16 protein-coding genes and 1 pseudogene are annotated in these 23,651 nt (G+C 68.8%); 9 read left to right on the forward strand and 8 right to left on the reverse strand.

The features are described 5' to 3' along the window. Positions 1-28: 28 nt before the first annotated feature. From OHS82_RS09995 to OHS82_RS10020, 6 genes are all read right to left on the reverse strand, one after another. Positions 29-772 (reverse strand): amino acid ABC transporter ATP-binding protein, encoded by a 744-nt coding sequence (locus OHS82_RS09995; RefSeq protein ID WP_057576157.1) that lies wholly within the window; start codon positions 770-772, stop codon positions 29-31. Between the two features lie 140 nt (positions 773-912). Next, the gene (locus tag OHS82_RS10000) at positions 913-1,332 is read right to left on the reverse strand and encodes a DUF6278 family protein (protein WP_057576155.1); all 420 of its coding nucleotides are present in this window, start codon (positions 1,330-1,332) and stop codon (positions 913-915) included. Positions 1,333-1,409: 77 nt separating this feature from the next. Continuing rightward, on the reverse strand, positions 1,410-2,189 hold the full coding sequence (locus OHS82_RS10005) for an exodeoxyribonuclease III (protein WP_057576154.1): 780 nt from the start codon (positions 2,187-2,189) through the stop codon (positions 1,410-1,412). Between the two features lie 30 nt (positions 2,190-2,219). Continuing rightward, positions 2,220-2,855: an MBL fold metallo-hydrolase gene (locus tag OHS82_RS10010; RefSeq protein WP_057576273.1), complete on the reverse strand. Its 636-nt coding sequence runs from the start codon at positions 2,853-2,855 to the stop codon at positions 2,220-2,222. A 42-nt stretch (positions 2,856-2,897) separates the two neighbouring features. Continuing rightward, on the reverse strand, positions 2,898-4,217 hold the full coding sequence (gene pcaDC / locus OHS82_RS10015; RefSeq protein ID WP_328433716.1) for a bifunctional 3-oxoadipate enol-lactonase/4-carboxymuconolactone decarboxylase PcaDC: 1,320 nt from the start codon (positions 4,215-4,217) through the stop codon (positions 2,898-2,900). A gap of 32 nt (positions 4,218-4,249) precedes the next feature. Beyond that, on the reverse strand, positions 4,250-5,347 hold the full coding sequence (locus tag OHS82_RS10020) for an IS110 family transposase (RefSeq protein ID WP_328433717.1): 1,098 nt from the start codon (positions 5,345-5,347) through the stop codon (positions 4,250-4,252). Positions 5,348-5,976: 629 nt separating this feature from the next. On the opposite strand from OHS82_RS10020, the gene OHS82_RS10025 reads away from it, so the two are divergent. The 5 genes and pseudogenes from OHS82_RS10025 (at position 5,977) to OHS82_RS10045 (ending at position 15,092) form a co-directional block, all read left to right on the forward strand. Continuing rightward, positions 5,977-7,140: an alpha/beta fold hydrolase gene (locus tag OHS82_RS10025; RefSeq protein WP_328433718.1), complete on the forward strand. Its 1,164-nt coding sequence runs from the start codon at positions 5,977-5,979 to the stop codon at positions 7,138-7,140. A gap of 89 nt (positions 7,141-7,229) precedes the next feature. Further along, positions 7,230-8,846, forward strand: a complete 1,617-nt coding sequence (locus OHS82_RS10030) for a VMAP-C domain-containing protein (RefSeq protein WP_328433719.1) — start codon at positions 7,230-7,232, stop codon at positions 8,844-8,846. A gap of 121 nt (positions 8,847-8,967) precedes the next feature. Then, complete coding sequence (locus tag OHS82_RS10035; protein ID WP_443042362.1) at positions 8,968-10,011, forward strand: AAA family ATPase; 1,044 nt, start codon at positions 8,968-8,970, stop codon at positions 10,009-10,011. Positions 10,012-10,040: 29 nt separating this feature from the next. Further along, positions 10,041-11,525 (forward strand): annotated as a pseudogene (locus OHS82_RS43490) (SAV_2336 N-terminal domain-related protein); the annotation flags it as partial. A gap of 309 nt (positions 11,526-11,834) precedes the next feature. Next, positions 11,835-15,092 carry a tubulin-like doman-containing protein gene (locus OHS82_RS10045; protein WP_443042361.1) on the forward strand — a complete coding sequence of 1,086 codons (3,258 nt, stop codon included), beginning with the start codon at positions 11,835-11,837 and terminating at the stop codon, positions 15,090-15,092. Positions 15,093-15,117: 25 nt separating this feature from the next. On the opposite strand, the gene OHS82_RS10050 is transcribed toward OHS82_RS10045, so the two are convergent. Together OHS82_RS10050 and OHS82_RS10055 are read right to left on the reverse strand one after the other, a co-directional pair. Continuing rightward, complete coding sequence (locus OHS82_RS10050) at positions 15,118-15,450, reverse strand: hypothetical protein (protein WP_328433723.1); 333 nt, start codon at positions 15,448-15,450, stop codon at positions 15,118-15,120. Positions 15,451-15,580: 130 nt separating this feature from the next. Next, positions 15,581-16,021, reverse strand: coding sequence for a hypothetical protein (locus tag OHS82_RS10055; RefSeq protein WP_328433724.1), 441 nt, complete (start codon positions 16,019-16,021; stop codon positions 15,581-15,583). 1,173 nt (positions 16,022-17,194) lie between these two features. Between OHS82_RS10055 and OHS82_RS10060 the strand changes: the two genes are divergently transcribed. The 4 genes from OHS82_RS10060 to OHS82_RS10075 all read left to right on the forward strand — a co-directional run bounded on the left by OHS82_RS10060 (position 17,195) and on the right by OHS82_RS10075 (position 22,996). Beyond that, on the forward strand, positions 17,195-18,715 hold the full coding sequence (locus OHS82_RS10060; RefSeq protein ID WP_319289351.1) for an integrase: 1,521 nt from the start codon (positions 17,195-17,197) through the stop codon (positions 18,713-18,715). Between the two features lie 77 nt (positions 18,716-18,792). After that, positions 18,793-20,445, forward strand: coding sequence for a hypothetical protein (locus tag OHS82_RS10065; protein ID WP_328433725.1), 1,653 nt, complete (start codon positions 18,793-18,795; stop codon positions 20,443-20,445). Beyond that, positions 20,442-22,589 (forward strand): integrase, encoded by a 2,148-nt coding sequence (locus OHS82_RS10070; RefSeq protein WP_328433726.1) that lies wholly within the window; start codon positions 20,442-20,444, stop codon positions 22,587-22,589. The genes OHS82_RS10065 and OHS82_RS10070 overlap by 4 nt, the downstream gene beginning before the upstream one ends. Next, positions 22,586-22,996, forward strand: coding sequence for a hypothetical protein (locus OHS82_RS10075; RefSeq protein WP_069757853.1), 411 nt, complete (start codon positions 22,586-22,588; stop codon positions 22,994-22,996). Before OHS82_RS10070 ends, OHS82_RS10075 begins: the two co-directional genes overlap by 4 nt. Positions 22,997-23,651 lie beyond the last annotated feature (655 nt).

Below are 23,651 nucleotides of genomic sequence, written 5' to 3' on the forward strand. Positions count from 1 at the left end.
TGCGCTCGGTGGCTGCCGCCGTCCGGACTCAGTGCTTGAGGATCTTGGAGAGGAAGTCCTTGGCGCGGTCGCTGCGCGGGGCGGTGAAGAACTCCTCCGGAGTGCGGTCCTCCACGATGCGGCCGTCCGCCATGAAGACCACGCGGTTGGCGGCCGAGCGCGCGAAGCCCATCTCGTGGGTGACGACGACCATGGTCATCCCCTCGTGCGCCAGTTGCCGCATCACCTCGAGGACCTCGTTGATCATCTCGGGGTCGAGGGCGGAGGTGGGCTCGTCGAACAGGAGCGCCTTGGGGTCCATGGCCAGGGCGCGGGCGATGGCCACGCGCTGCTGCTGGCCGCCGGAGAGCTGCGCCGGGAACTTGTCGGCCTGGTCGGCGAGGCCCACGCGGTCGAGCAGTTCGCGCGAGCGCCGGTCGGCGTCGTCCTTCTTGCGGCGGCGGACCTTCACCTGACCCAGCGAGATGTTCTGCAGGACCGTCTTGTGGGCGAAGAGGTTGAACGACTGGAACACCATGCCGACCTCGGAACGCAGGCGGGCCAGCCCCTTGCCCTCCTCGGGCAGCGGCTGACCGTCGAGCGTGATCGAGCCCGACCGGATCGGCTCCAGCCGGTTGATCGCGCGGCACAGTGTCGACTTCCCCGACCCCGAAGGGCCGATCACCACGACCACCTCCCCCCTGCCGACCGTGAGGTTGACGTCCTGCAGGACATGCAGCTCCCCGAAGTACTTGTTGACGTCACGCAGCTCGATCAACGGATCGACGGCCATGCGCAGCCCTACTCACTCTCAGCTGTGTCGTGGTCGCCGCAAACTATCCACAGAAGGGCGGGGGGAAGAAGCGACACGCACCTTCCGGGCATTAGCCGTATTTACATCGCCCGCCGCCCGTGCGCGGCTCGCCGGCGCGGTCAGTCCTCGGCCACCTCTGCGTACAGCTGGGACAGCTCGGGCGTCCCGCTCACGGCCCACTCCCGGCCGGCCGCGACCACGTCGACCTCCCGGCCCGACGACAGCCGGACGACCGCCTCCCCGCCGGGCCGGATCGCCCAGGCCGCGCCGGGCACGGAGCGCACGACGACCGTCCCCAGGTAGAGCCCCGCGTCGTGGCCGAACCAGGGCAGGTTCTCCTCGTCGTCGCGCCAGCGGGGCGGCAGCTGGTCGAGCGCCTCCAGCGAGCCCGCCGTGTCGTCCAGTCCGATCCCCTGCCGGGCCGCGTGCGAGCGCAACAGCTCACACTCGGCGAGGAGTTCGGCGATCCCTTCGGGGTCCTCGGCCAGGACCGCCGCACGGTACTTCTTGCTCCTGTTGCCCAGGAAAGGGATGTTCATAGACCCAGCGTGACATTCGCACCGGCATGCACACCACAGGGCGCGCTGGCCCGCGCGCCCCGGCGGCCGGACGGGCCCTACACCTCGAGGTCGACGACGACGGGCGCGTGGTCCGAGGCGCCCTTGCCCTTGCGCTCCTCGCGGTCGACGTAGGAGTCCTTGACCGCCTTGGCGAACGGCTCGTTGCCGTACACCAGGTCGATGCGCATGCCGCGGTTCTTGGGGAAGGCGAGCTGACGGTAGTCCCAGTACGTGAACGGGTGCTCGTACTTCAGGGGGCGCGGGACGACGTCCGACAGCCCGGCCTCGCGCAGCGACGCCAGGGCGGCCCGCTCGGCCGGGGTGACATGAGTGAGGCCCTCGAAGGCGGCCAGGTCGTACACGTCGTCGTCGGTCGGCGCCACGTTGTAGTCGCCCATCACCGCGAAGGGCCTGCCCCCCGCCGCGTCCCCGGCGACGGCCGCCTTGAGGGCCTCGAACCACTGGAGCTTGTAGGCGTAGTGCGGGTGGTCGACCTCGCGGCCGTTCGGCACGTACACCGACCACACGCGGACCGGACCGCAGGTCGCCGAGACCGCGCGCGGCTCCGGCGCGCCGTCGTAGCCGGGGTCGCCCGGCAGGCCCTTCACGACGTCCGCCAGGCCGACGCGGGAGACGACGGCCACGCCGTTCCACCGGCCGGTGGCGTGGACCGCCGACTCGTAGCCCAGCTCGCGCAACGGCTCGAACGGGAACTGCTCCTCGGCGACCTTGGCCTCCTGCAGGCACAGCACGTCGGTGCCGCTGCTCTCCAGCCACGCCAGGAGCCTCGGCAGGCGGGCGGTGATCGAGTTCACGTTCCAGGTCGCGATACGCATGTCCCACAACCTACCGGGCGCCACCGACACTCACAGTGCCGCGCTCTCCCCCGGCTCCAGCCGCAGGTGCTCCGCGCCCCCGAGGGCGCCGATCTGCCGGTCGTAGATCGGCCGGGCCAGGTCGGTCAGCAGGGCGTCGTGGACGTCGTAGGCACGCTGCGGGCGCACCTCGCGGACGTAGTCGATGACCTCGGAGATCTTGCTCCAGGGAGCCATCACGGGAAGCATCAGCGTCTGTACGGGGCGGCCGGGGACGGTGAGCGCGTCGCCGGGGTGGAAGACCCGGCCGCCGTCGATCAGATAACCGACGTTGGTGATGCGCGGGATGTCGGGGTGGATGACGGCGTGCAGCTCGCCGTGCACCTGGACGTCGAAGCCCGCCGCGGTGAACGTGTCGCCGTGGCCGACGGTGTGGACGCGGCCCGGGAAGGCCGCGGAGATCTTCTCGGCCACCGACCGCAGGGTCCAGACCTCGGTCGCCGGGTCGGCCTCCAGGGCGGTGCGCAGCCGTCCCTCGTCGAAGTGGTCGGGGTGCTCGTGGGTGACGAGGATCGCGTCCGCGCCGAGTGCGGCGTCCGCCTCGCTGAACCCGCCCGGGTCGACGACGAGCGTGCGCCCGTCCTTCTCCAGGCGCACGCACGCGTGCGACTTCTTCGTGAGCTTCAGTGCCGTCATACGTCCCATCCTGCCCCGTGCCGGCCGCCGGGCTCACTCGGTGGGGGTGGTCTCCTCGAGGACGACCTGCTGCGCCACCCTGAACGCGCCGTTCGCCGCCGGCAGGCCGCAGTAGACGGCCGCCTGGAGCAGCACCTCCCTGATCTCGTCCGGGGTGAGGCCGTTGCGCAGCGCGGCCCGGGTGTGCACGGCGAGCTCCTCGAGGTGACCGCCGGCGACCAGCGCGGTGAGCGTGATGCAGGAGCGGGTGCGTCGGTCGAGGCCCGGACGGTCCCAGACCTCGCCCCAGGCGTAGCGGGTGACGAACTCCTGGAAGTGCCCCCCGAAGTCGTCGGCCTGCGACAGCGCGCGGTCCACGTGGGCGTCGCCGAGGACCTCCCGGCGCACCTTCAGTCCGGAGTCGTACGGGTCGGGGCGGCCCATGACCTGCGGCGGCTGGAGAACCGGGGCGGGCGCGATCTCCGCGAGGGCCACCGGCTGCTGGGACTGCAGGGGCTGCGGCGGCATGGTCGGCACCGCCCGGACCGGGATGCCCGGGACGGCCGTCTGCCCGGTGACCGAGTCGTAGGCGGGCTGCCACGCGGTGGAGAAGTGGTGGACCAGCAGGTCGGTGACGGCGGCCGGCTGCTCCACCGGGACGAGGTGTGAGGCGCCCGGCACGACCGCGAGACGGGCGTCCGGGATGCCGGCGACCAGGGTGCGGGCCTCGGCGGGGCCGGTGACCTGGTCGTCCGAGCCGGCGAGGACCAGCGTCGGGACGCCGACGAGGCCGATCTCGGCCCGTACGTCGAACGCGGCGAGCGCCTCGCAGGCGGCTATGTAGCAACCGGGGTCGGTGGTGCGCACCATCTGCACGGCCCACTCGGTGATCGCGGGCTGCGCGGCCGCGAATCCGCCGGTGAACCAGCGGTCGGGCGAAGTCCGGGCGATGGGGTCGAGGCCGTTCGTGCGCACGATCACGCCGCGCTGGCGGAACTCGTCGGCCGTGCCGAACCGAGGCGACGCCGCGATCAGCGCGAGCGAGGCGACGCGCTCGGGGTGGCGCAGCGCGAGCTCCACGCCCACCGCGCCGCCGAAGGCGCAGCCCGCGTAGCCGAAGCGCTGCACCCCGAGCCCGTCCAGCGTGACGAGCAGCCGTTCGGCGAGGTCCGGGACCGAGCCCGCCGGGTGGGCGGGTGCGCCGCCGTGGCCCGGCAGGTCGAAGCGGAACACCCGCCACTGCTGGGCCAGTTCGGGAACCTGCCGGTCCCACATGTGCCATGTGGTACCCAGTGAGGGACCCAAGATCAGGACCGGAGCGTCTTCTGGCCCGTCAAAGCGGTATTGCAGGGTGTTCGGGGGTGTCTCACTCACGCCCCAGACCCTCTCACGTCTCACGGACGCCCCTATAACGCGGGGGTGCGGGAAACCGGTCTGACCAGGTTGAAGACCTCGCGGGCGGCATATCGCTTGAGGCATCGGATGATCTCACGTCGGGTCTTGCCCTCCTGGGTGCGGCGTTCGTAGTACGCCTGGGTGCGCGGGTCGTGGCGCAGCCGGGTGAACACGATGCGGTGCAGGGCGGCGTTGGCCTGCCGGTCGCCGCCGTGGTTGAGCCGGCGCGTGCTCCGACGGCCCGAGGAGTACTCGACGGGGCTGACTCCGCAAAGGGCAGCAAAGGACGCCTCGGTGTTCAGCCGCTCGGGGTTGTCTCCCATGGTGATCAGGAGAGTGACGGCACTGTCCGGGCCGATGCCCACCGGTACGAGCAGCTGCGGGGCGTGGCGCTCGACAAGCAGGGTCAGGCGCCGGTTCAGCTCATCGATCTGCCCGGTGAGCTGCTCGATGCGCTCGGCGAGCATACTCAGGGTCATATGAGTGGCCTGGGCCACGGCGTCCTCGTCGCCCCCGCCGTCGCACAGGCCGAGGCGCGCGCAGGTGCGGAACAGCTCGGCATTGCCCAGGCTCGACAACCGCTCCCGCAAGGCGGGGTCAGCTATGACCAGGACGGCCTTGAGCTGGTTGATCGCCTGGGTGCGGGCCTTGACCGCGGAGACCTTGGCGAGTTTGAACATCCGGGCGCTCTGCACCGGACCGTCGCCGGATTTGGCCCGCGCCCGGGCCCGACCACTGAGCACAGCCCGCGCAGCAGCCTGCGCATCGAGCGGGTCCGACTTCCCGAGCAGACGGCGGGCCGAGCGATCGGGCCGGTTCACTTCATACACCTGGACGTCCTGAGCCAGCAGATAGCGGGACAGGCCCGCTCCAAAGGTGCCCGTGCCCTCCACACCGGCCCGGCGCACCGTCCCCCGCTTGCGGGCCCAGACGAGCAGTTGTCGGTAGCCGGCTGCCGTGGCCGGAAAGGACTCGGTGCCCAGGATTTGCCCGAGCGGGGAGAGCACGGCGGCGACATGAACCTCGCCGTGCGTGTCCACGCCCAGAACGACCTCGCGCCGAACGGGCGGATCCGTGCTCGAGGAGGTGCTGTGCTGTCTGGTCGTCATGAGTGGTTCGCCTCCCGCGTGGTGACGTGCTGGGTGGCTGGCACCGGCCTGGACGGGCGGTCTGAACCGTGATGGCGCCTGACTTGCGGCAAGGCCCCTATTGGGACACGCCCTGTGGCTCGGTGACAGCAGACACCATCCCGCAACGACAGTCGACAAGCCTGTGACTGGACACTTCGGTCATAGATCTCATGAGTCAGACCCCGCCCGGGACAGCACCACCCAACAGTCCCACCAGCACCGGCACAACGGCATGATCCGATCACTGCCGGATGGGTTCGTCCGAACCTGTACTCAACCTGGCCTGGATGGGCTGACAATGAGTTGACTTCCCGTCCACCCATGACCGGCATTGACGAACAGTGCCGGTGGCGGTTGCATCCCACCCGTCGACGACAGCCTCCTGGCCCGCCTTACCGGCAGTCTGTCGTCGACCATGACACGAACGGGCTGGACGAAGTCCACATACCCGCCAGCCTCCGCTTCCAGAGGTAGCACCGGCTAGCTCTCCTGGGAGGCCCCACCAACCCCGAACCGGGGGGACAGGCTTCTGTACGGCTTCCTCCAAGGAGGCCCAGCTGGCCGACTTCTTGGGTAGGTTTGCCACCGAACGTTTTGGGAGGGCAGGGATGGGATCGGTAGGGGGCCACCGACGGCTGGGTGCGGTATTCGTCCATGGCTTCAACTCGTCGGCAGCGATGTGGGAACCGTTCACGTCGTTGATCGACCAGGACGAGGACTTGGACTTCGTCAGGCCGCTTCCCTTCTCCTACGACACGCGGTTGTGGCAGCCCAGTCCGCTGCGCGGGGTTCCCGAATTCGACACGGTGGCTGACAGTTTGAAGGAGTTCCTGGACACTGAAGCCGGGGGCTTCGATCGGCTGATGTTGGTCTGCCACAGCCAAGGCGGGCTGATCGTCCAGCGCTGCCTCGCTCGGATGCTTGTCGAGGGGCGCGGTCAGGATTTGGCCCGCATCCGGCGGGTCGTGCTTTTTGCCTGCCCGAACAACGGCTCGCAGTTCGCTCTGGCACTGCGTCGCGGGGTGCTGCGGCGCAATCCCCAGGAACGCCAACTACGGCCGCTGGACCAACAGATCACCGACACTCAACGGGCTGTCCTCCGCGACATCGTCAACGCACAGGAAGTTACCGCGCGGACCTGTCCCATTCCGTTCTCGGTCTATGCCGGCGAGACCGACAACATCGTCACTCCCGCCTCGGCACGCAGTGTCTTCCCCGACGCAGCCGTCCTGCCCGGAGATCATTCCGGCATTGTGCGGCCCGCCTCACGCGCACACCGCTCCTACTCCACCCTCAGACGGCTAATCCTCACCGCCACTGAAACCGACCCCTCCGACACCAGTAGGGCGACACAAGCAGGTCATCTTCCTGCCGTCCTGACGGCTCAGGACTCCGCGATGTCCAGCACGCGCGTCGCATCCGAACCCTCGGACGTCGTCTCAGAGAGTCCCGCAATCAGCGCCGTCACGATCGGGACCTTTCCCGATTCCGTCACTGTGGTGCGGGTGGCCGAACGCATCCCAGACATGGATGATGCCGATTTTCGGCGGCAGGTGATCAGCCTGATGCGGCAGGCGTTAGCGCCGCAGGCGGGGTTCTCCCCTGCGTTCAGGGCACATCCACGTGATCACTTGTTGGAGATCGTCGAGCGCTGCCAGTCACACCGCATGCGTGGTGCTGCGCTGGCTGCCTTTCGGGACGCCGTCAGGGTCCTGCGCCCCGACGATTCGGCTACCGCCGAGTTGTGCGAGATGATCAGGGACCCTGAGTGACAGCCTTCGAAGATCCCGCACCTCTGGGCAGCCGACGCAGCTCGTTTTGGTCCAGGCTCAGCCAACGGCGTAGATACGAGCCGGTACCCGTGGAGTCAGCAGCGGTATCGACATCGGTGGCGGGAGGGCAACGGCCGTACCACAGCGGCTGGTCCGCTGAACACGTCGATGAACTCTGCCACGCCCTTTTGGGTTTCTACGACATGCAGCACAACCCTGAGTTCTTCAAGCAGGTCCTGGACTCCATGGGGACGGAGCTCGGAGAGGGGAACTCCCCTTTTGTGGTCCCTTACCACGCCCATGCCCGCAGTCAGGTGGCGGCTCTGGTGCACGTCATGGACCGTCACCACGATCCCGGCAGAGTCTTACGGGCGCTCTCCAAGGTGCTCCATTTCCTGCGGAGCGAAGAAGCCGCCACGGTGCGCCTGGCCAGGATCGTGGACGAACTGGCCCCCGCAGGAAGGCTTACCGGGTCAAGACTCAGAGCGGTTGTCGCCCAGCTCGACGCCCTGAAAGATCCCGTGCCGCTGCCTTTCGCCGATGAAGCGCTGCGAAGAGCGCTCCTCCCCGGGGAACCGTCCGGGCTACGGGGCAACGAGACTGTCACCGGGATGGTCAAACGGCTCAACGATGCGCGTGACTTCACCACTGTCACCGCGCAGGCTGCGCCTCACGCGCCTTTGGTGCTGCGCTTCCTGTCAGAACTCACCGGCGCGTTGTCCGAGACGGAACAGTTGCTGTTGCGCAGTCAAATTAGCCTGGCGGTGAGCGAACTCGGGCTTCCGGCCAGCGTAGAGGCCGAACTCTCCGGCCGCGGTCGACGGTTGGTGCCCCCAGACGAACGCCGGGTCCTGCAGATCCGTCTCCGAGAGACCGTACCTGGTAAACAGAAGTACACCGTCGACGCCGCACTGTTCGACTTGACAGCGACCGGTCTGTGTCGCCCCCGCAAGCGGGAGACGCAGCGGCCCCTTAGCACCAGTGAACTCAAGGAATTCGGTCGTACGTGTCTTACCGAATGGTCCGACCTGGTCATGTCGCTTGACGAGGCCGACTGGGTCCGCGTGGAGTTCCTGCTCCCCTGGTCACTGCTGGGCCATCCCGTCGAGCACTGGCTGACGGATGGACACGAATATCTGCTGGGGCACAAGTACCCGGTGGTCGTGCGTTCCCTGGATCGGTTGGAGAGGCCGTCGTGGCGCCGGGACTGGACTCGTCGGTGGAGAGCCCTCCAGCACGCGGCCATGTGGCCATCGTGCGATGGAATCGCCTGGCTGGCCCTCGACACCCCGCCGCAGAGCGGACTGGACGGCGAAGTACTCCACGTCCGAGGACGCGACGGAGAAGTGCGGGCCTGGCTAGACGAGCGCCCTCAGACCACCGCTCTCGGGCTCGGGCTCGCCTTCGCCTACGACCCGCAGAGCCCGAAGCGCGCGCTCTGCCTTCAGGAGGCTGTGTGCGAGGGAGTCCCTCTCATCGTGTGGCGCCGGGACGGCGGCGACCCGGTGGAACTCGCCCGGCGCGCGAGCGAGATCGTCGCCGCCAAGTTCTCCGAACTCCCCGACCATATGCGGCGCTGGCGCCGGACAGCCGCCAGGGACAACACCGGAGACATGCACAACCATCTGACTCTCCTTTGGGATGATCCCGAATGCGTTCGCCAGGAGACGGTTTTGACCGCGCCGACCCATCCACAGAAGTCATGACGCCACCGAGCGAAGGAGGGCCGGTATGAACGAGGCAGACACCGGCGGCAATCACCCCGGTCCAGTGACGCCGGCGGGCGCAGGCGACACTCTGACGACCAGTCCGGAGCCGGACTGGTGGATGTACCGCTGTGCTTCCGAACCGCACGACGGCATCAACCGGCTGCCCGTCGCACCACCGTGGCGTTCCTTCGCCCATTTGATCGAGCCCGAGGAGATCCTCGATCCACCACCTTTGCCAGCGGGGGCGGCTGAGCAGCGCCGTCTGGGCCGCCACCTGCGGGCGACCACGTATCAGGCGGACCGCGAGGAGATCCACCTGGTGAACATGGCCCTGCTCCTGCGCCGCCCGCTGCTGGTCACCGGACGACCCGGGGTCGGAAAGTCCACCCTGGCATACAGCATTGCCCACGAACTGCGGCTCGGGCCCGTTCTGCGTTGGCCCATTACCAGTCGCTCGACACTGCAGGACGGCCAGTACCACTACGACGCGATCGGCCGACTCCAGGACGTCGGTCTGCGGGAACGGACTGCCGAACAGTCGACACGGTCCGAGGAGGGCACTCCAAGGGAGGTGCAGCCACCGGACATCGGCCGGTACCTGCGGCTCGGACCACTGGGCACGGCGCTGCTCCCGTGGCGCATTCCGCGGGTCCTGCTCGTCGACGAAATCGACAAGAGTGACGTAGATTTCCCCAACGACCTGCTGCACGTCTTCGAGGAAGGCGAGTTCGCCATCCCCGAACTCGCCCGCCTCAGCCAGCCGACGGCCCAGGTCATGACGGCTGACGATGGCGGCTGGGCGGAGCTGCGGCAAGGCCAGGTCCGCTGCCACGAGTTCCCAATCGTGGTGCTGACCAGCAACGATGAACGGGAATTTCCCTCAGCCTTCCTGCGGCGCTGTATCCGTCTCGAAATCCGCCCACCGGACCGGGCCAAACTGGCGCGGCTGCTGGCCGCTCACCTGCCAGCGTCCGAAGGGCCGCCGCCGTCCGTACGCGAGGAGCTCATCTCCGAGTTCCTGCGAAAGCAGGACGACGACGGGGCGGAACTCGCCAATGACCAACTGCTCAACGCGGTGCGGGTGGCGCAGCAGATCTGGAACGACCCCGAAGAGCGCGATCTCATCAGGGACCACCTGATGCGGCCACTGAATGAAGGGTGAGCTCCATGGACGACAGCCTGGCACGCGGTATGGCCCGGCTGCTGGCCGGGACGGACGCCCCGTCAGTCGAGGAGATCGCGGACGCGCTGTGGGTAGCCCAGGTCATAGGCCGCAGTGCCTCGAACGACGCAGTTCAGGACGGAGACCCCACCCGCGCCGTCACTACAGAGGCGGACGCAGAGACTCCGGCTCACGACCTGCCTGGAAACGACCAGGACTCGAGGACTGCAGGGAGATGGCTGTCCCGGCTACGTCACCCGTTCAGTGCCCGTCGAAACCGCACGACAGACGCCGACCGGCCCTTTACTCCCACTCCGCCAGCCATTCCGCTGTATCCGGTGTCGGCGAGCATGGGCAGGGGGATGGCTCAATCGCCTGGCGAGGCGTCTGATGTGCCGGGCGCCGTGGTACGGGTGCAACGCGAACCGGCGCTGAGCGAGTCCTTGTCGATCTCACGGGCCCTTCGCCCGTTGAAGAGGCACGTGCGGGCCCCTGGCATTCAAACGCTGGACGAGGCGGCAACGGCGAGGGCGACCTGTGAAGCGTCCATGCTCATGCCTGCTTGGCTTCCTCGCACCGAGCGATGGCTCTCGGTCGACTTGATCGTGGACACGGGACCCTCCATGGTGATGTGGCGTCAGCTGGCCGCAGAGCTGCGCACCTTGCTCGAAGGACACGGGGCCTTTCGCACGGTGCGCACCTGGGCACTCGACAGCAGCGGAGACGAGCCGCGGCTCTCCCCGTTCCGCCGCAGGCAAGGTCCGGGACCGAAGCGGACCATGCCCCTGGAACAACTGGCGGATCCCACCGGCCGACGCGTCTTACTGCTACTCACCGACGGTGTCGGGCCCCTCTGGCACCGCGGCGGTATGAACACGGCGCTGTGCCAATGGTCCCGCAAGCGACCGGTGGCCGTCCTCCAGGTGCTTCCCCGCAGCATGTGGCACCGCACTGCGCTAGCCCCTGTGCCTGTACTAGCCCGGCCCGGGCCACCCGGCCACGCGACTCCACTATTCCGAACCGACACCGCAGTGCCAGGCACGCCGCTCAAGGCCCAGTACGACCGCTGGGTGCCGGTGCTGGAGCTGGACGCGGACTGGATCGCGCCCTGGGCCCGGGTAGTCGCGGGGCGCGCTGCAGGCTGGACACCCATGCTGGCTGTCCCCACCGGCGGCCCTGAGGAGGACATCGGCGCGGCACCCGATGAGTACGACGAAGCGCTGACCAGCCTTGACCCGGCGGCTCTCGTCGAACGATTCCGAAGTGAAGCTTCACCGAGCGCTTTCGAGCTGGCCGGTTACCTCGCAGCCACTCCAATGGTCCTGCCTGTCATGCGGCTGGTCCAGCGAACCATGATGCCGCGTTCAAAACCGGCGCACCTCGCGGAGGTCTTCCTGTCCGGGCTGTTGACGCCGCCCGATGGCGCCGCCGTAGACCCCGGCGAGGACCCCGACCTGCGACTGTATGATTTCCGGCCCGGTGTTCGCGACGTACTGCTCAACACGCTGACTCGGCAGGAGTCCCTGCGCACCCTGGATGTAGTCGGACAGGTGTCGGGAAGGGTCGCCCAACGCCTTGGAGGCAGCCTCGACTTCCGTGCGCTGATCCCCGCGACCGGTGACAAAGACACTTGGCGCCTTCCAAAGGGAAGCCGTCCCTTCGCACAGGTCGCCGCCTCGGTCCTTGCCGGCCTCGGCGGCGAACACCGCGCGACCGCGACGGCCCTCGCCGACGAGATCACCGTTGATTCCGGCGACCGCCCTCGCCCTGAACGCAAGCCGCGGCGGGCCCCGCGGGCAACCCACTCCCCGTCAGGCTCAGGGCTGGTCGTCAGCCAGCCGATGCTCTTCGTCGGCCTAGGCGGCACCGGTGGCCTGGTCGGCGCCGAACTGGAGCGCAGACTGCGCGCCGAGCTGTACGGCCCGGACGGCTCGGCACTGAGGCGGCTCAGTGGCAACGCGCCCTACCAGTTACCCGACTGCCTGCAGTTCGTGTACGCGGACTACAGCGAGTCGGACCTGATGCGGCTGCCGCAGTTCAACGTGGACCCGTCGCTGCGGGCCGCCTACTCCCGTACCTCACGGGTCACCCAAGACCTGCTGCCGAACTTCGACAGCTCGCCCGAGGTCACGAGGATGCTCCGGGCCAGCATGCGCGAGGAGGTCGCCGACTGGCTGCCGCCGCGCACCGACGAACCGCGGGTCACCCCGCTCCACAACGGCGCGGGCCAGCTGCCCACGGTCGGCCGCGCCGCCCTGTTCGCCACGCTCCGGCACGGCCTGGGCCCGGTCCTGACACCGCTGCTCCAGGCGATCGACGCGATGGCCAGTTCCGGCGGCGAACTGGCCGAGCTGGGCGGCGGAAAGGTCACCGGCTGCGATGTGTTCGTCGCCTTCTCGGTGGCCGGCGGCACCGGCGCCGGGATCTTCCTCGACTACCTCCACCTCATCAACCACGCTTTCCAGCTGCGCCGGTTCAACGGCGTGAAGATCTACCCGCTGGTCGTCATGCCGTCGTCGTTCTCCTCGGCCACCGGCGGCGGACGCGAGGCCGACCTCAACGCGGCCCGCGCCCTCGTCGACCTGTTCCGGCTGGTGGACGGGCAGAACGCGCCGACCGAGGGCGCCGAGATCGGCGACCTCGACCAGAACGCCGGACTCGGCGTCCGCTACCCCGGCAACCAGCCGATCCGACTGCGCACCGGCATCCTGCCCACGTCGTTCCTGTTCAGCCCGACCGCCGGCATCCGCGCCGACGACCTGCGCCGTTCAATCGTCTCCCTGGTGATGTCGCTGATCGGCACCAGACTGGGCGACTCCAGCAGCCGGGGCCGGACCACGGTCGGCGACGACGACTTCCAGACCTTCGCCGCCAGTTTCATCAACCGGGGCGTGCACCGCAGCGCCCTCTCCCCCACCGGCATCGGCCGCCAGGGCGTCTCCACCAGCCTCGTCGCGTCGATGACCGTCCCCATGGACCAGCTCGCCGACCTGGTGGCCGACCGGCTGCTGCGGGAGGCGGTCACCGACCTCCTGCAACGGCCCCGGACCTCGCTGCGCGAGACCACGGTGCCCATGATCCGGCAGCTGTTCGCCGACTCCCACCTCGAAGAGCTGTGGGAACGCAAGCAGTTGCCCGTCCAGGACCCCGACCCGCTGCCGCGCGGCGACAAGGCCGTCGAGACGGCGCTCGGCGAACGGATCTCCGACATACAGCGGCTGCTCGCCGACCTGCGGTCCGTCGCCGAACGCTCCGCCGCCGTGATGGCCGACCGGTTCGACCCAGGCCCCGCCATCGACAGTCTCCTGCAGAATGTGGACCCCTTCCTCGCCGACCGGATCGTGCGGGGCATGCCAGAGAACGACGACCCGATCGCCAGGCTGGGCTTCCTGGGCATGCTGGACAACCGCTCCCGCGCCCCGCAACGCCCCGCTGGCATGACCGACCAGCCGCCCAAGATCCCCCGTATCAAGGGCAAACTGGCCGGCGTCTCACGGCCCCGCTGGGGCGACGACGACGTACAGGCCGTGCTCCGGGAACAGGACGCCTGGTACCAGTGGCGCTGCCGGACCATCTGGCACGAGGCATGGCGCAAACAGCAGGAGCATTGGCGGGCCCCCGCCGACACGGCAGGCGCCGACCTCGCCCGGCTCGTCAACGCCTTCCGCGCGCACAGCGATCAGGAGCGCAAGGTCTCCGCGCGGAAGGGCATGGAACTGTACGAGGAGCGCACCGGCATCTCGTACCTCCTGCCACCGCAGCGTACCCTCAACCACTTCTACGAGGATGTGGTGACGAGGCTGATCCGCCGCGAGGGACTGCGCGAGACGGACGCCGCGTCGGAACTGCTCCTCACGCTGATCGACGGCGAAACCTGGCGCCAGGTCCACACACTCAGCCACCGCAACCCGGACGACGCGGTGGCGAACGTCAAGACGCAACTGCAAGGTCTCATCTGGCGTCTCTTCGCCGAGAACGAGGCGCATCTGGAAGAGCAGCCGCTGTTGCAGTCCGTGGGCACCCTGCTGGCCGCCGCGGCTGGCGACTCCGACGCCACCGACCAGGTCAGCAAGGAGGCCATCGACCTGTTCGGCCGCAAACTCGCCGGCCTGCTGCCGGCCGGCTTCGCCCCGGAAGGCACCGGCCCCCTGCGCGTGCTGGTCACCTACCCGCGCATGGAGGCCGTCGACGAGGTCGAGCAGTACCTCGGCAAGGCACTCCGCCTCCCCTCAGACGCCCGGAACTCCGTCGAGTACCGGGGAGTCGGGAGTGACTCGGTCACCGTCGTCCTCTTCCGCAGCGAGATGAGCCTCACCCAGGTCCCCGAGGCCCGCAAGGTGCTGCGCCAGTGGGCCGGGGCCAAGGACAACGAGCAGGCCCAGGACGTCCTGCGCTGGCGCCAGCGCCTCGGCTACAAGGACGACTGGATGGTCAGCGGCGAGGAGGACCGCCGCGTCATCCTGCACCGGCTGCTGTGCTGCATGTGGAACGGCCAGGTCGACGTCGTCGACGGCCAGACGGCGTCCCCGGACCGCGTCCGGCTGCGCCTGCACCCCGAGACGGGACCCCAAGTACCAGGCGTACGGCTGCGGTTGGGCGACTTCCCCGGCGGGGTGTCGAGCTGGGCGGAACTACTCCGCTCCTACGAACGCTGGACCGTCCTCGACGACGAGCGCACGGTCGAGGACTACTGCCGCGAACTGATGGGCGCCCAGCCGACGGGCCTGACCAGAAGCGGCAGCGACCCGCACCCCCTGTTCGTCGAACTCGTCGAGAAGATCGCCCCGCGCCAGCTGGACCTGCTCACGGAGCGCCGCGAACGCGACGGCGAACGCGTCGAGGGCTGGGTCCGCCCCCTCTGGGAGTTCTGGGCAGAAACCCTCCCGGCCGCCCTGGACACCGAGTTCGGCGACCAACGAGCGGTCCAGCCCACCCTGCGCACCCTCCTGGAACACGCCCGCGGAGACACCTCCACCCCACGCCTCCACCCGGAACAGGAAGCTCCCCGACACCCGGTCGGCGACGAGGACGACTGGGACACGACGCTACGCACTACTGGCGCCGACGAGAGCGGCAGGTAGTCGGGCGCTGGCTGGCCAAGTGTGGTCACTTGTAGCGGTAGAGCTGGTGCAGGTGGAGAGCGTCGGTCTGCCATTGCGCGTACGCGGCCTGGGCCTCGCCGAGCATGTACCGGCCCAGCCGGTTCGCCGCCCGCTCATAGCGGCGTGGCGAGTTCGTGTCGGTGGCGGCCAGAAGCGCTGTCAGGAGGGGTTCACCGGTCGGCGTATTAGTGTCGACCTGGGTGAGGACGTCCACCTGGTCGTCCGGGTGAAGGTGACGGGGCAGGGCGGAGCCGAGTTGGCGGCGCAGCTGCGGCCAGGACGTCGTGGAGCGCTCGCGGGCGGCCTTCTTCAGCGCGCCGCGCACCGCGGCTGCCACCTCGGTGACCTTCTCCTCGGTCAGCCGCTCCCGTTCCGGGCTCCTTGTGCCGTCCCGTCCTTTGGTCCCGCCGATGGCGTCACGTGGCTGGCTCGGGCTTCGGGGCCCCGCCGCCTGGGCAGGGCTCCGCTTAGGGCGGGGCCGCGGCGTACGCAGGCGCGCAATCCACCCGTCGGCCTGGCGCCGCTGCGCCCACGTCACCTCGCCGCCGGGTTTCGCGGGTGAGTGGCCGGTCGGACAAGCGGCTCAGATACTGAAGGGCCCTGCCGACGCGATACTGGGCGGCCCAGGCCGGGCTGACGTAGGGGGTGAGTCCCGAGGCGGCCGGGTGGAGCGCGTGGGTGGCCGTCACCCAGGAGTCAACCTCTTCGCGCTGCAGCGCGGTGACGTGGTCGCCAGCCTCATCGGCGGTCTTCTTCAGCTGGCCGATCATCCGGTTGACCTCACGCTCGGGCAACCGGTCGGCCAAGCGCCGCAGATCGCCGAGCAGGTCACGCATACGACGGTGCGCAGCCGCGCCAGGGCGACGAGAGATCCCGGACATGGCCACCGGCACGATCGACTTCACCACGGCCCCGCCGTACGGCGACCGCACAGGCCACAGCATCGTCCTCAAGAAGGTCCGCCGCAACGGCGACGCCATCGCCGAGCCCGACGTGCTAGGCAGCCGCGTCGCGGGTGACACGACCGCACTCACGGAGACGGAGTGCGACATCAAGGACCCAAGTGAGGCACGAGAGGGGTGTCGGGCAGTCGAAGTCCTTGGCGACCTGCCCGACGGAGCGGCCACTGCGCCAGCGCAGCTCGACGATCTCGCACATGAACTCCGGCATGAACGAACGGCGAGGCCGAAGCTTCTGCTTCCCCATGCCTCCCATTTGGACATCTTTCCGAGGCAGAATCCGGATCCCAAATGTCCGGCAAAGCGGATCAGGCCCACTCCTCGTCCACCCGTGACCGGCATTTGCGGACAGTCCAGTGGCCCGCCCTGGCAGCGGCCCCTCACCGGCCATCGCACGGGCGGCCTCGAACCCTCATCCTGGGTAAACTGCCAGCCGCAAGTCCCAGAACTACTAAGCGAGTTCCCTCGTCGGCTTCCTCCAGTTCCTCCACCAGGTTGGGTGCTCGATACGGAATCGAAGCCGGTAGGCCGACGCGCCGCGCAAGACAACTCACCGGAGCCCGCCAAGGAATTTCCGGGAGGCCATGCACACCACACCTGACGCATTGTCCGACGCGAGAGATAATCTCATCGGGTGGCCCAAGACGTCGCTGCACCTTCGGGACGTGTGTGACTTCGCAGGCTCCAGGGGTGCTCCGGGGCTCGGTATCCGCGCCGGGTGTGTGCCTCCTTGGGTGGATGGGTGCTGACTGTTTTCGGAGGAACTGCTGGTGGCGCAGATCGACTTCCGTCTCGTCCAGACGGCGGTCATGGGAGGCCAGGATTCGGACCAGCCGGTCATCCTGCCCGAGGAGCCCCACAATCTGGATGAGTTCCGGCGCCAGTTCGGCAAGGACGACTTCTGGTGCGGGACGCTGCTCGGTGGCTGCGGCGAGCGGCTGATGACCAAGCGCTACGAAACGAAGGTCTGTCACTTCTCCCATTTCCCGGACCGCGACGGAAGCCGGGCGGCTTGTCATCGCACGGCCAACGGCGTCGACAGCGCCGATCACCTGTTTGTGAATTCCCTGATGATTGGGCGAGTTCAAGCATCAGGGGAGGTGTCTGTTGAGGGCGTGGTACATGGTCAGGGTCCCGGACTCGGGGCGGTGGGGGACGATGCCCCCGGAGGGGGTTCTCGGCGTCGGGGACTTGCCGGAGGCGGTCGCCCGAATCGGGCTTCGTCCGGGGGATCCGGTCTTCGTGGGTCCGGACGGCATGATCGATGCGGGCTTGTTGGACTTCGTTCGCTCCAAGGAGTTCCGAAATCTGGAGCCGGAATCAAAGCGCAACTACGCCACCGACATCCGTCTGTTGCTCGAGTTTCTGTCCTCCCGCGGAGTGCCGTGGTGCCAGGCGAGTGAACGGGACCTGGCCGATTACCGAGACTGGCGTTGCTCGGCGCCGGCAAATCCGGGGCGAATCGGCGGTACGAAGTGGAACCGGGAGGGCGCCGCGTTCACCAAGCTGTTCCGCTGGGCGAAGGTCTCTCCGCTGCCGGTCGACCTCTCCCGCCGGGAGGACCGGGCCCCGGACTCGGTCAGCGCACGGGTGTCGTGGCTGACGCCGCGGACCTGGGCCCTGTGGTCGGACATCGGACTGCGCGGTCACGCGGCTGGCGGGGGCGCTGCACCGGGTTGGGATGCGCGGACGGAGCTGCGGAACACCAGTTTCGTGCAACTGCTCCTTAGTTCCGGACTTCGCCGGCAGGAGGGCGGGTCGCTGCTGACGTTCGAGGTTCCGACCCAGCGGCTTCGCTCCGGCCGGTACTGCCACGGCCGTGTCGCGGGCGCCGTCACCAGGTCGAAGTGCGGGCGAGTCTTCTACGCCTCGGTCGATGCGGTCGGTCAGGTCGAAGCGTATGTGGCGTCCGAGCGGGCCTGGGCAGTAAGGCGCGCTCAGGCCGCGGGCCGCTACGAGCGGCTGCCTGAGATTCGGCTGCTCACGAAAGTGACCCGTGGCCCGAAGCCGAAGGTCGAGTGGGTAGACCGGGACGGCGTCGCTGGGGGCCGCGAGCTTGGTCTGTTGGGCTGGCGGGAGCGTCAGTGGCTCTTCCTGGATGGGCCGGAAGGGCCCGAGCCGGCCTGGTTGTGGCTGACCGAGCAAGGGCTGCCGATGCTCCCGGGCCGGTGGAACGGCGTGTTCAGGAGCGCGAATCTGCGTTGCGACGAGGTGCTGCTCGCGCCGGTGGAGCGGGTGGTCAAGCGGGAGCTGCGGCTGGCAGAGGTCCGCGGGAAGAGTCCCTACGCGACCCCTCACGCCGCGCGGCACTCATTCGCGCTCTACATGCTCATCGTGCTGAACCAGCTCATGGAGACACGCTACGGGCTCACCGCGGCCGACCGGCGGGACTTCGCGCTGCTGTTCGGTGACCCCTGGTGGTTGGTGAAGACCCTCCTCGGGCACGCGGACGTGGAGGTGACCAAGCGCCACTACCTCGCGCCCGTCGCGCACCTGCAGCTGGAGTCCATCCTCGCCACTGCTGAGATCACCGACGGCCAGGGCGCGGTGGGAGGCGAGGGCATCGACGACGTGTTCACCCGGCTGGCTCGGGAGACGGCCGGCATCCAGGACGTCGACACGCTGCTCGGGGTGAGTGGATGAGCGGGCGGGGACGGAGGGCCGTGTTGCCGCCGGCCGGCTATCGCACCGGACCGCCGCGTCCCCGGGACGGACTGGTAGTGACGGTAGGCAACAAGGCCGGCGAGAAGAAGGAGTTCGACTTCGCGAAGCTGCCCGCCCCAGAGCGTATGCGGCACTCGCTGGCCGCGCTCTTTGCTGCCCAGTCCCGTCGGTGGACGAGCCACTCCTCCGCCGACCACTACTGGAACCAACTGCTGGTCTTCGTGCGCTTCCTTTCCCGCCTGGACAACCCGCCTGAGGATCTCGACGGCCTGACCGCCGCCGCCCTGAAACGCTGGCGCGAGCGGAACATCAAGACCAACACGGGCAGGATCACGCTGGCCACCATTCGGGTCCTGCTGCGCGCGGACCCGAGGCTGCGCACCGGCCAAGTGGCCGAAGAGCTCGCCCGCCGGGTGCCACAGGGAACGCCGAGCAAGCAGTCGTACGAGGATGCGGAACGCGAGCAAGTGCTACTCACCGCGCAGCGCCAGTTCCGCGCCGCTTGGATGCGCATCCGGGACAACACCATCGTGCTGGAGCGCTGGCGGCTCGGGCAACTGCCCGAAGGCAGCCGTGAAGCGCAGCTCGGCCAGATCCTCGACGTGATGGCGTGCACCGGAGACGTGCCCCGCGCACGGCGGAGCGATGGCCTGACCAACCTGAGGCACCGTGGTCTCCTCGGCGGGGGCAGCGTCGAACGAACGTGGGGCCGGCTGTTCTTGACCCGGCACGAGCTGACTGCCCTGGCCGTGCTGCTGACCGACCGCTTTGCCTGGAATCTGTCCGTCTACGACCGCATGCCCGCGCCCACCCGGGCGCCGTCGGTTGGTGAGAGGACGACGGTGACATACCTGGTGCAGGTGGAGAAGCGGCGACCCGGGGCGGGCCGGTGGTTCAGCACGGAGAACATCACCGACTCGGGAGCCGCCTCCCCGGGACGTCTGATCACACAGGCCCTGGACGCCACCGCACACGGCCGCGCGCTCGCCGCGAAGCTGGCCCCCGGCACCGACCTGCTGATGACCGCACGCCTGCAACAAGTCGGGCGCGAGCGCCGCGATCTGGATCGCCCACCGCGCATCGGCCCGCTGGTCTTCGGTGTCTCCCGTGTCGACGCCACCAGCTGGGCTCGAAGCCACGGGCTGAGCGGATCGCCGTTCCAACGCACCAGGCGCACGACGGTCACCCGCGAGGGCAGACCCATGCAGCACACCCAGGGCACCCACGAGAGCGTCTACGTGCTGCCCGACCAGCGAGTCCAGCGAGCATCCCAAGCAGTCTTCGAAGCCGGCGCCCACGAAGCACTCCAGCAAGCGCAGGCAACCGTCTTCGGCGGACACCTCGCACGTGAGCCGAACCCCGCGCATCACGAGACCGCGACGGCCGATTGCGAGGACGACACCACCAGCCCCTGGCCCGCCCCGGACGGGGGCTGCGCAGCGGACTTCCTACTCTGCCTGGCCTGCGGCAACGCCCATGTCCACCCCGGTCACCATCCCCGCCTCGCCCATCTGCATCAGCAACTGATGAGCCTTCGCTCGGTGCTCCCCGATCACACCTGGACGGCGCGCTGGCACGACCACCTGCTACGCCTGAACGACATGCGCGACAGAGTGGGCCCAGCCGCCTGGAATGCCGCGCTGGGCCGGGTCAGCGACCGGGACCGCACGGTCGTCGCGCTCCTACTGAAGGGAGAGCTGGCCTCGTGACCTCCGCCCTCGTCGATGAAGTCGACCCGTACGTGCTGCCCATGCCGACGCCGGATTCCCCCGTCGTGATGGACCGGTGGATCAGCGCCGGCAACCGGCACCCCAACGGCCGCTACGCTGATGCGGTCTGGCCCTTGGCGCCACTCATCGACAATCCGGGCGCCACACTCTCCAAAATCCATTGGAGCAGGTGCCCGATCGGGCTGCGCGGCCAGTTGAAGCTGCCAGCCTGGATCATGATCAACGGCGAGCTGCGACCCACCGTTGTCCAGACCCGCGGACACCGCGCACGGACCCGCGGCTCCGCCGACGACATCCTGGAGACATGCCGTGAGTGGATCCGCCTTGCCCACTGGGCGCACGAGCGCGGCATGTCCGACCTCGGAGCTTTTACCGACGAGTGGTGGAGCGCATACACCACGGAGCGCTGGCAGAGCGGCATCACACGCGCTTACTCCGAGAAGGTCCTCGCCCGGCTGACCGACCTATGGGCCTACGACCAACTCGCTGCCCACCCCTCGGGGATCCCCCGACCTCCCTGGGACACCGAGGGCGTCGACGACTACCTGCCCTCCGCCACCGGTGAAGGCGGCCGTGAGAACACCACCGAACCCTTGGACCCGCAGGTCATCGGCCCACTGCTGGTCTGGGCCGGCCGCATGGTCGACGACCTCGCCGAGGACATCCTGGCCGCCTGGACCGAACGGCGCCGGCTGCTCAGCATCGCTTCCGCCAGCACCGCCACCCCCGCGGGACGCGCCCGAATTGAGGAGACCCTGCTGCCCCTCATCACCTCCGGAGCCCCGATACCCAGCACAGGATGCGACGGTGGCCACACCCTGGCCCGCGCTTTCATCGCCGCAACCACCGGTGCCAGCCTCGGCCAGGTCGATCGCTTCAAGAAGCAGCACGGGTTGACCAACCTGGCCGCGTACCGGCCCGGCCCATGCCCACTGGACGTTCCGGTTACCGGCCAGGTCGCCGGACGCCCCTGGCGCCAGAGCCTCGACTTCAATGAGGCCGCCGACCTGATGAAGCACCTCGGCACGGCCGCCATGATCATCATCCTCTATCTGACCGGCATGCGGCCGCAGGAAGCGCAAGGCTTGCGCTCCGGGTGTTGCCCTGACCCGGCGCCCCGACCCGACGGCACCCCTGGACGCCACCTCATCCGCAGCCATCACTACAAGGAGGTCACCAACGACAACGGCCACCACATCTCCGCCGGCGTCGAGCGGGAGGTCCCCTGGGTCGCCATCGCCCCTGTCGTCCGCTCGATTCGCATCCTTGAGCGCATCGTCCCCGAAGGGGAGCTCCTTTTCAGCGCCGCCCATCACGACTTCCAGGGGGTCAAAGCCCACCAGGGGGCGCTGAAGAACGGGACTCTGAACCGCCGCATCGGCAGCTTCGTCGCCTGGGCCAACCGCGAAGCCGTCGCCCAGGGCCTTCCGGAACAGGCCATCCCCCAGGACCCGCACGGTGAGCTCGGCATGGCCCGGTTCAGACGTACGCTGGCCTGGCACATCGCCCGCCGCCCGGGCGGGCTGATCGCCCTCGCCATCCAGTACGGCCACATGCGCACCGTCCTGGATGCACGCACATCCACCGGCTACGGAGCCCTCGGCCGCCGGGGCATCCACGGGGTGCTCGATGTCGAGACAGCCCTTGCCGCGGCCGACACCGCCGCGCGTCTTCGTGACCGCATGGCCGCCGGTGAGAAGATCTCGGGACCGGCGGCCCGTCGCGCTGTCACCGGCGCGACCCAAGCCCCGCACTTCGAGGGCCGCATCGTCCCCTCCACGTTCGCGAGGAAGGCGGCCGCCTATCTCGCCCGGGACGGCATTGTCCTGTTCGACAACTCCGACGCCCTCCTGATCTGCGCATTCAAGCGCGAGACGGCATTGTGTGAACCGGCAGCGAACGCGACCTCGCCGAATGTGGTCGACTGCCGGGCGGGCTGCGGAAACATGGCCCGCACCGACACTCATGCCAGTCAACTGCGTGATCGTGCCGACGAGATCGACCAGCTCGCCGCGCATGCACCCATGCACATCGGCAACCGGCTGCAGGCCCACGCCGCCCGACTCCGCCAGGCCGCCGTTACCCACGCCGCCGCTGCCGAGACCGCCGAGGTCCTGAGATGACCGAGCAACCCACCGACGAGCGCACGCGCATCCGCGAGGCGATGGACCGCCTCCTGGCCGGGCAGGCCACCGCTTCCAATGGGAGTCTCACCATCGCGGCCCTCGCCGTCGAGGCAGACGTCCACCGCATGGCGCTGATGAAGCGGCACGCGGATTTGAAGAACGAATTCTACGAACGGGTACGCACCGAAGCGCAGCAAGTCCCCGAGGCGGAGCGCCGACTGCGCGAGTCCGTGGTCAAGCTCAAAGAGACCGTCTCGAACCAGCGAAGGGAGATCAAGGAACTGCGAGAGCTAGTCACCCGTCTCACCCTCGCCGCCGCGGTCCTGACCGACCAGCAAAGCCAGTCGGCGCCCCGCTCGCAGGTCCCAGACAACGTCGTTGCCTTCCGTCCGTCGGAGCAATGAAGATCTGCCATCCTGATTTCCGCTGGTCAGCAGGGCTGGTGTGAGGTCTCCGCGGGGTTCTCGTGCTGGTCGGGCGAGAGATCGTTAGCACGTGATCGTCCGTCACGGGCGGCCTCTGGGATTCCCGGGGCCGGGGCAGCGGGCCGCTGCATAGCCTCCTGGTGGGAGGTGTGTATGACGGATGTGCTGACATGGACGGTCCAGCAACGGCTTGAGCTGGAAGGACGGGCTGAGCTGCTCCGCAAGGAACTGTCCGGGATCGAGTCGCAGTTGGCCCGGCTGGAAGCAGCCGAGGTGGTGTTCGGGCAGTGGGCCGAGGCAACCGATGGTGGACGTCGGTCGTCGGGCATTGTGGAGCCGGAGCCGGAGCCGGAGCCGGAGCCGGAGCCGGAGCCGGAGCCGGAGCCGGAGCCGGAGCCGGGTGCGGGCGGGATGCGTCTGGTGCCGGACCGGTCCGAGGGGATGGGGGTGGAGTCCCTGACCCCGGAGTATCGGCGGATCATGGAGATCGTGGCCGGGGCGGAGGGTCCGGTGATGGCCAAGGACGTCGCTGGGATGCTGGGTCGGGAGCTCACGCCGGGCAAGGTCGAGCCGGTCCGTGGCCAGCTGCGCAAACCCGCTGGCGCAAGGTCAGTTCCGGGACCCAGGCGGTCAT

The sequence above is a fragment of the Streptomyces sp. NBC_00425 genome (assembly GCF_036030735.1).
In the GTDB taxonomy this organism is placed as follows: Bacteria; Actinomycetota; Actinomycetes; order Streptomycetales; family Streptomycetaceae; genus Streptomyces.

Coding starts and splice junctions, on each gene's coding strand:
- OHS82_RS10075 (WP_069757853.1), top strand. CDS start 22,586: ATGACCGAGCAACCCACCGACGAGCGCACGCGCATCCGCGAGGCGATG.
- OHS82_RS09995 (WP_057576157.1), bottom strand. CDS start 772: ATGGCCGTCGATCCGTTGATCGAGCTGCGTGACGTCAACAAGTACTTC.
- OHS82_RS10000 (WP_057576155.1), bottom strand. CDS start 1,332: ATGAACATCCCTTTCCTGGGCAACAGGAGCAAGAAGTACCGTGCGGCG.
- OHS82_RS10005 (WP_057576154.1), bottom strand. CDS start 2,189: ATGCGTATCGCGACCTGGAACGTGAACTCGATCACCGCCCGCCTGCCG.
- OHS82_RS10025 (WP_328433718.1), top strand. CDS start 5,977: ATGGGATCGGTAGGGGGCCACCGACGGCTGGGTGCGGTATTCGTCCAT.
- OHS82_RS10020 (WP_328433717.1), bottom strand. CDS start 5,347: ATGACGACCAGACAGCACAGCACCTCCTCGAGCACGGATCCGCCCGTT.
- OHS82_RS10060 (WP_319289351.1), top strand. CDS start 17,195: ATGGTCAGGGTCCCGGACTCGGGGCGGTGGGGGACGATGCCCCCGGAG.
- OHS82_RS10035 (WP_443042362.1), top strand. CDS start 8,968: ATGTACCGCTGTGCTTCCGAACCGCACGACGGCATCAACCGGCTGCCC.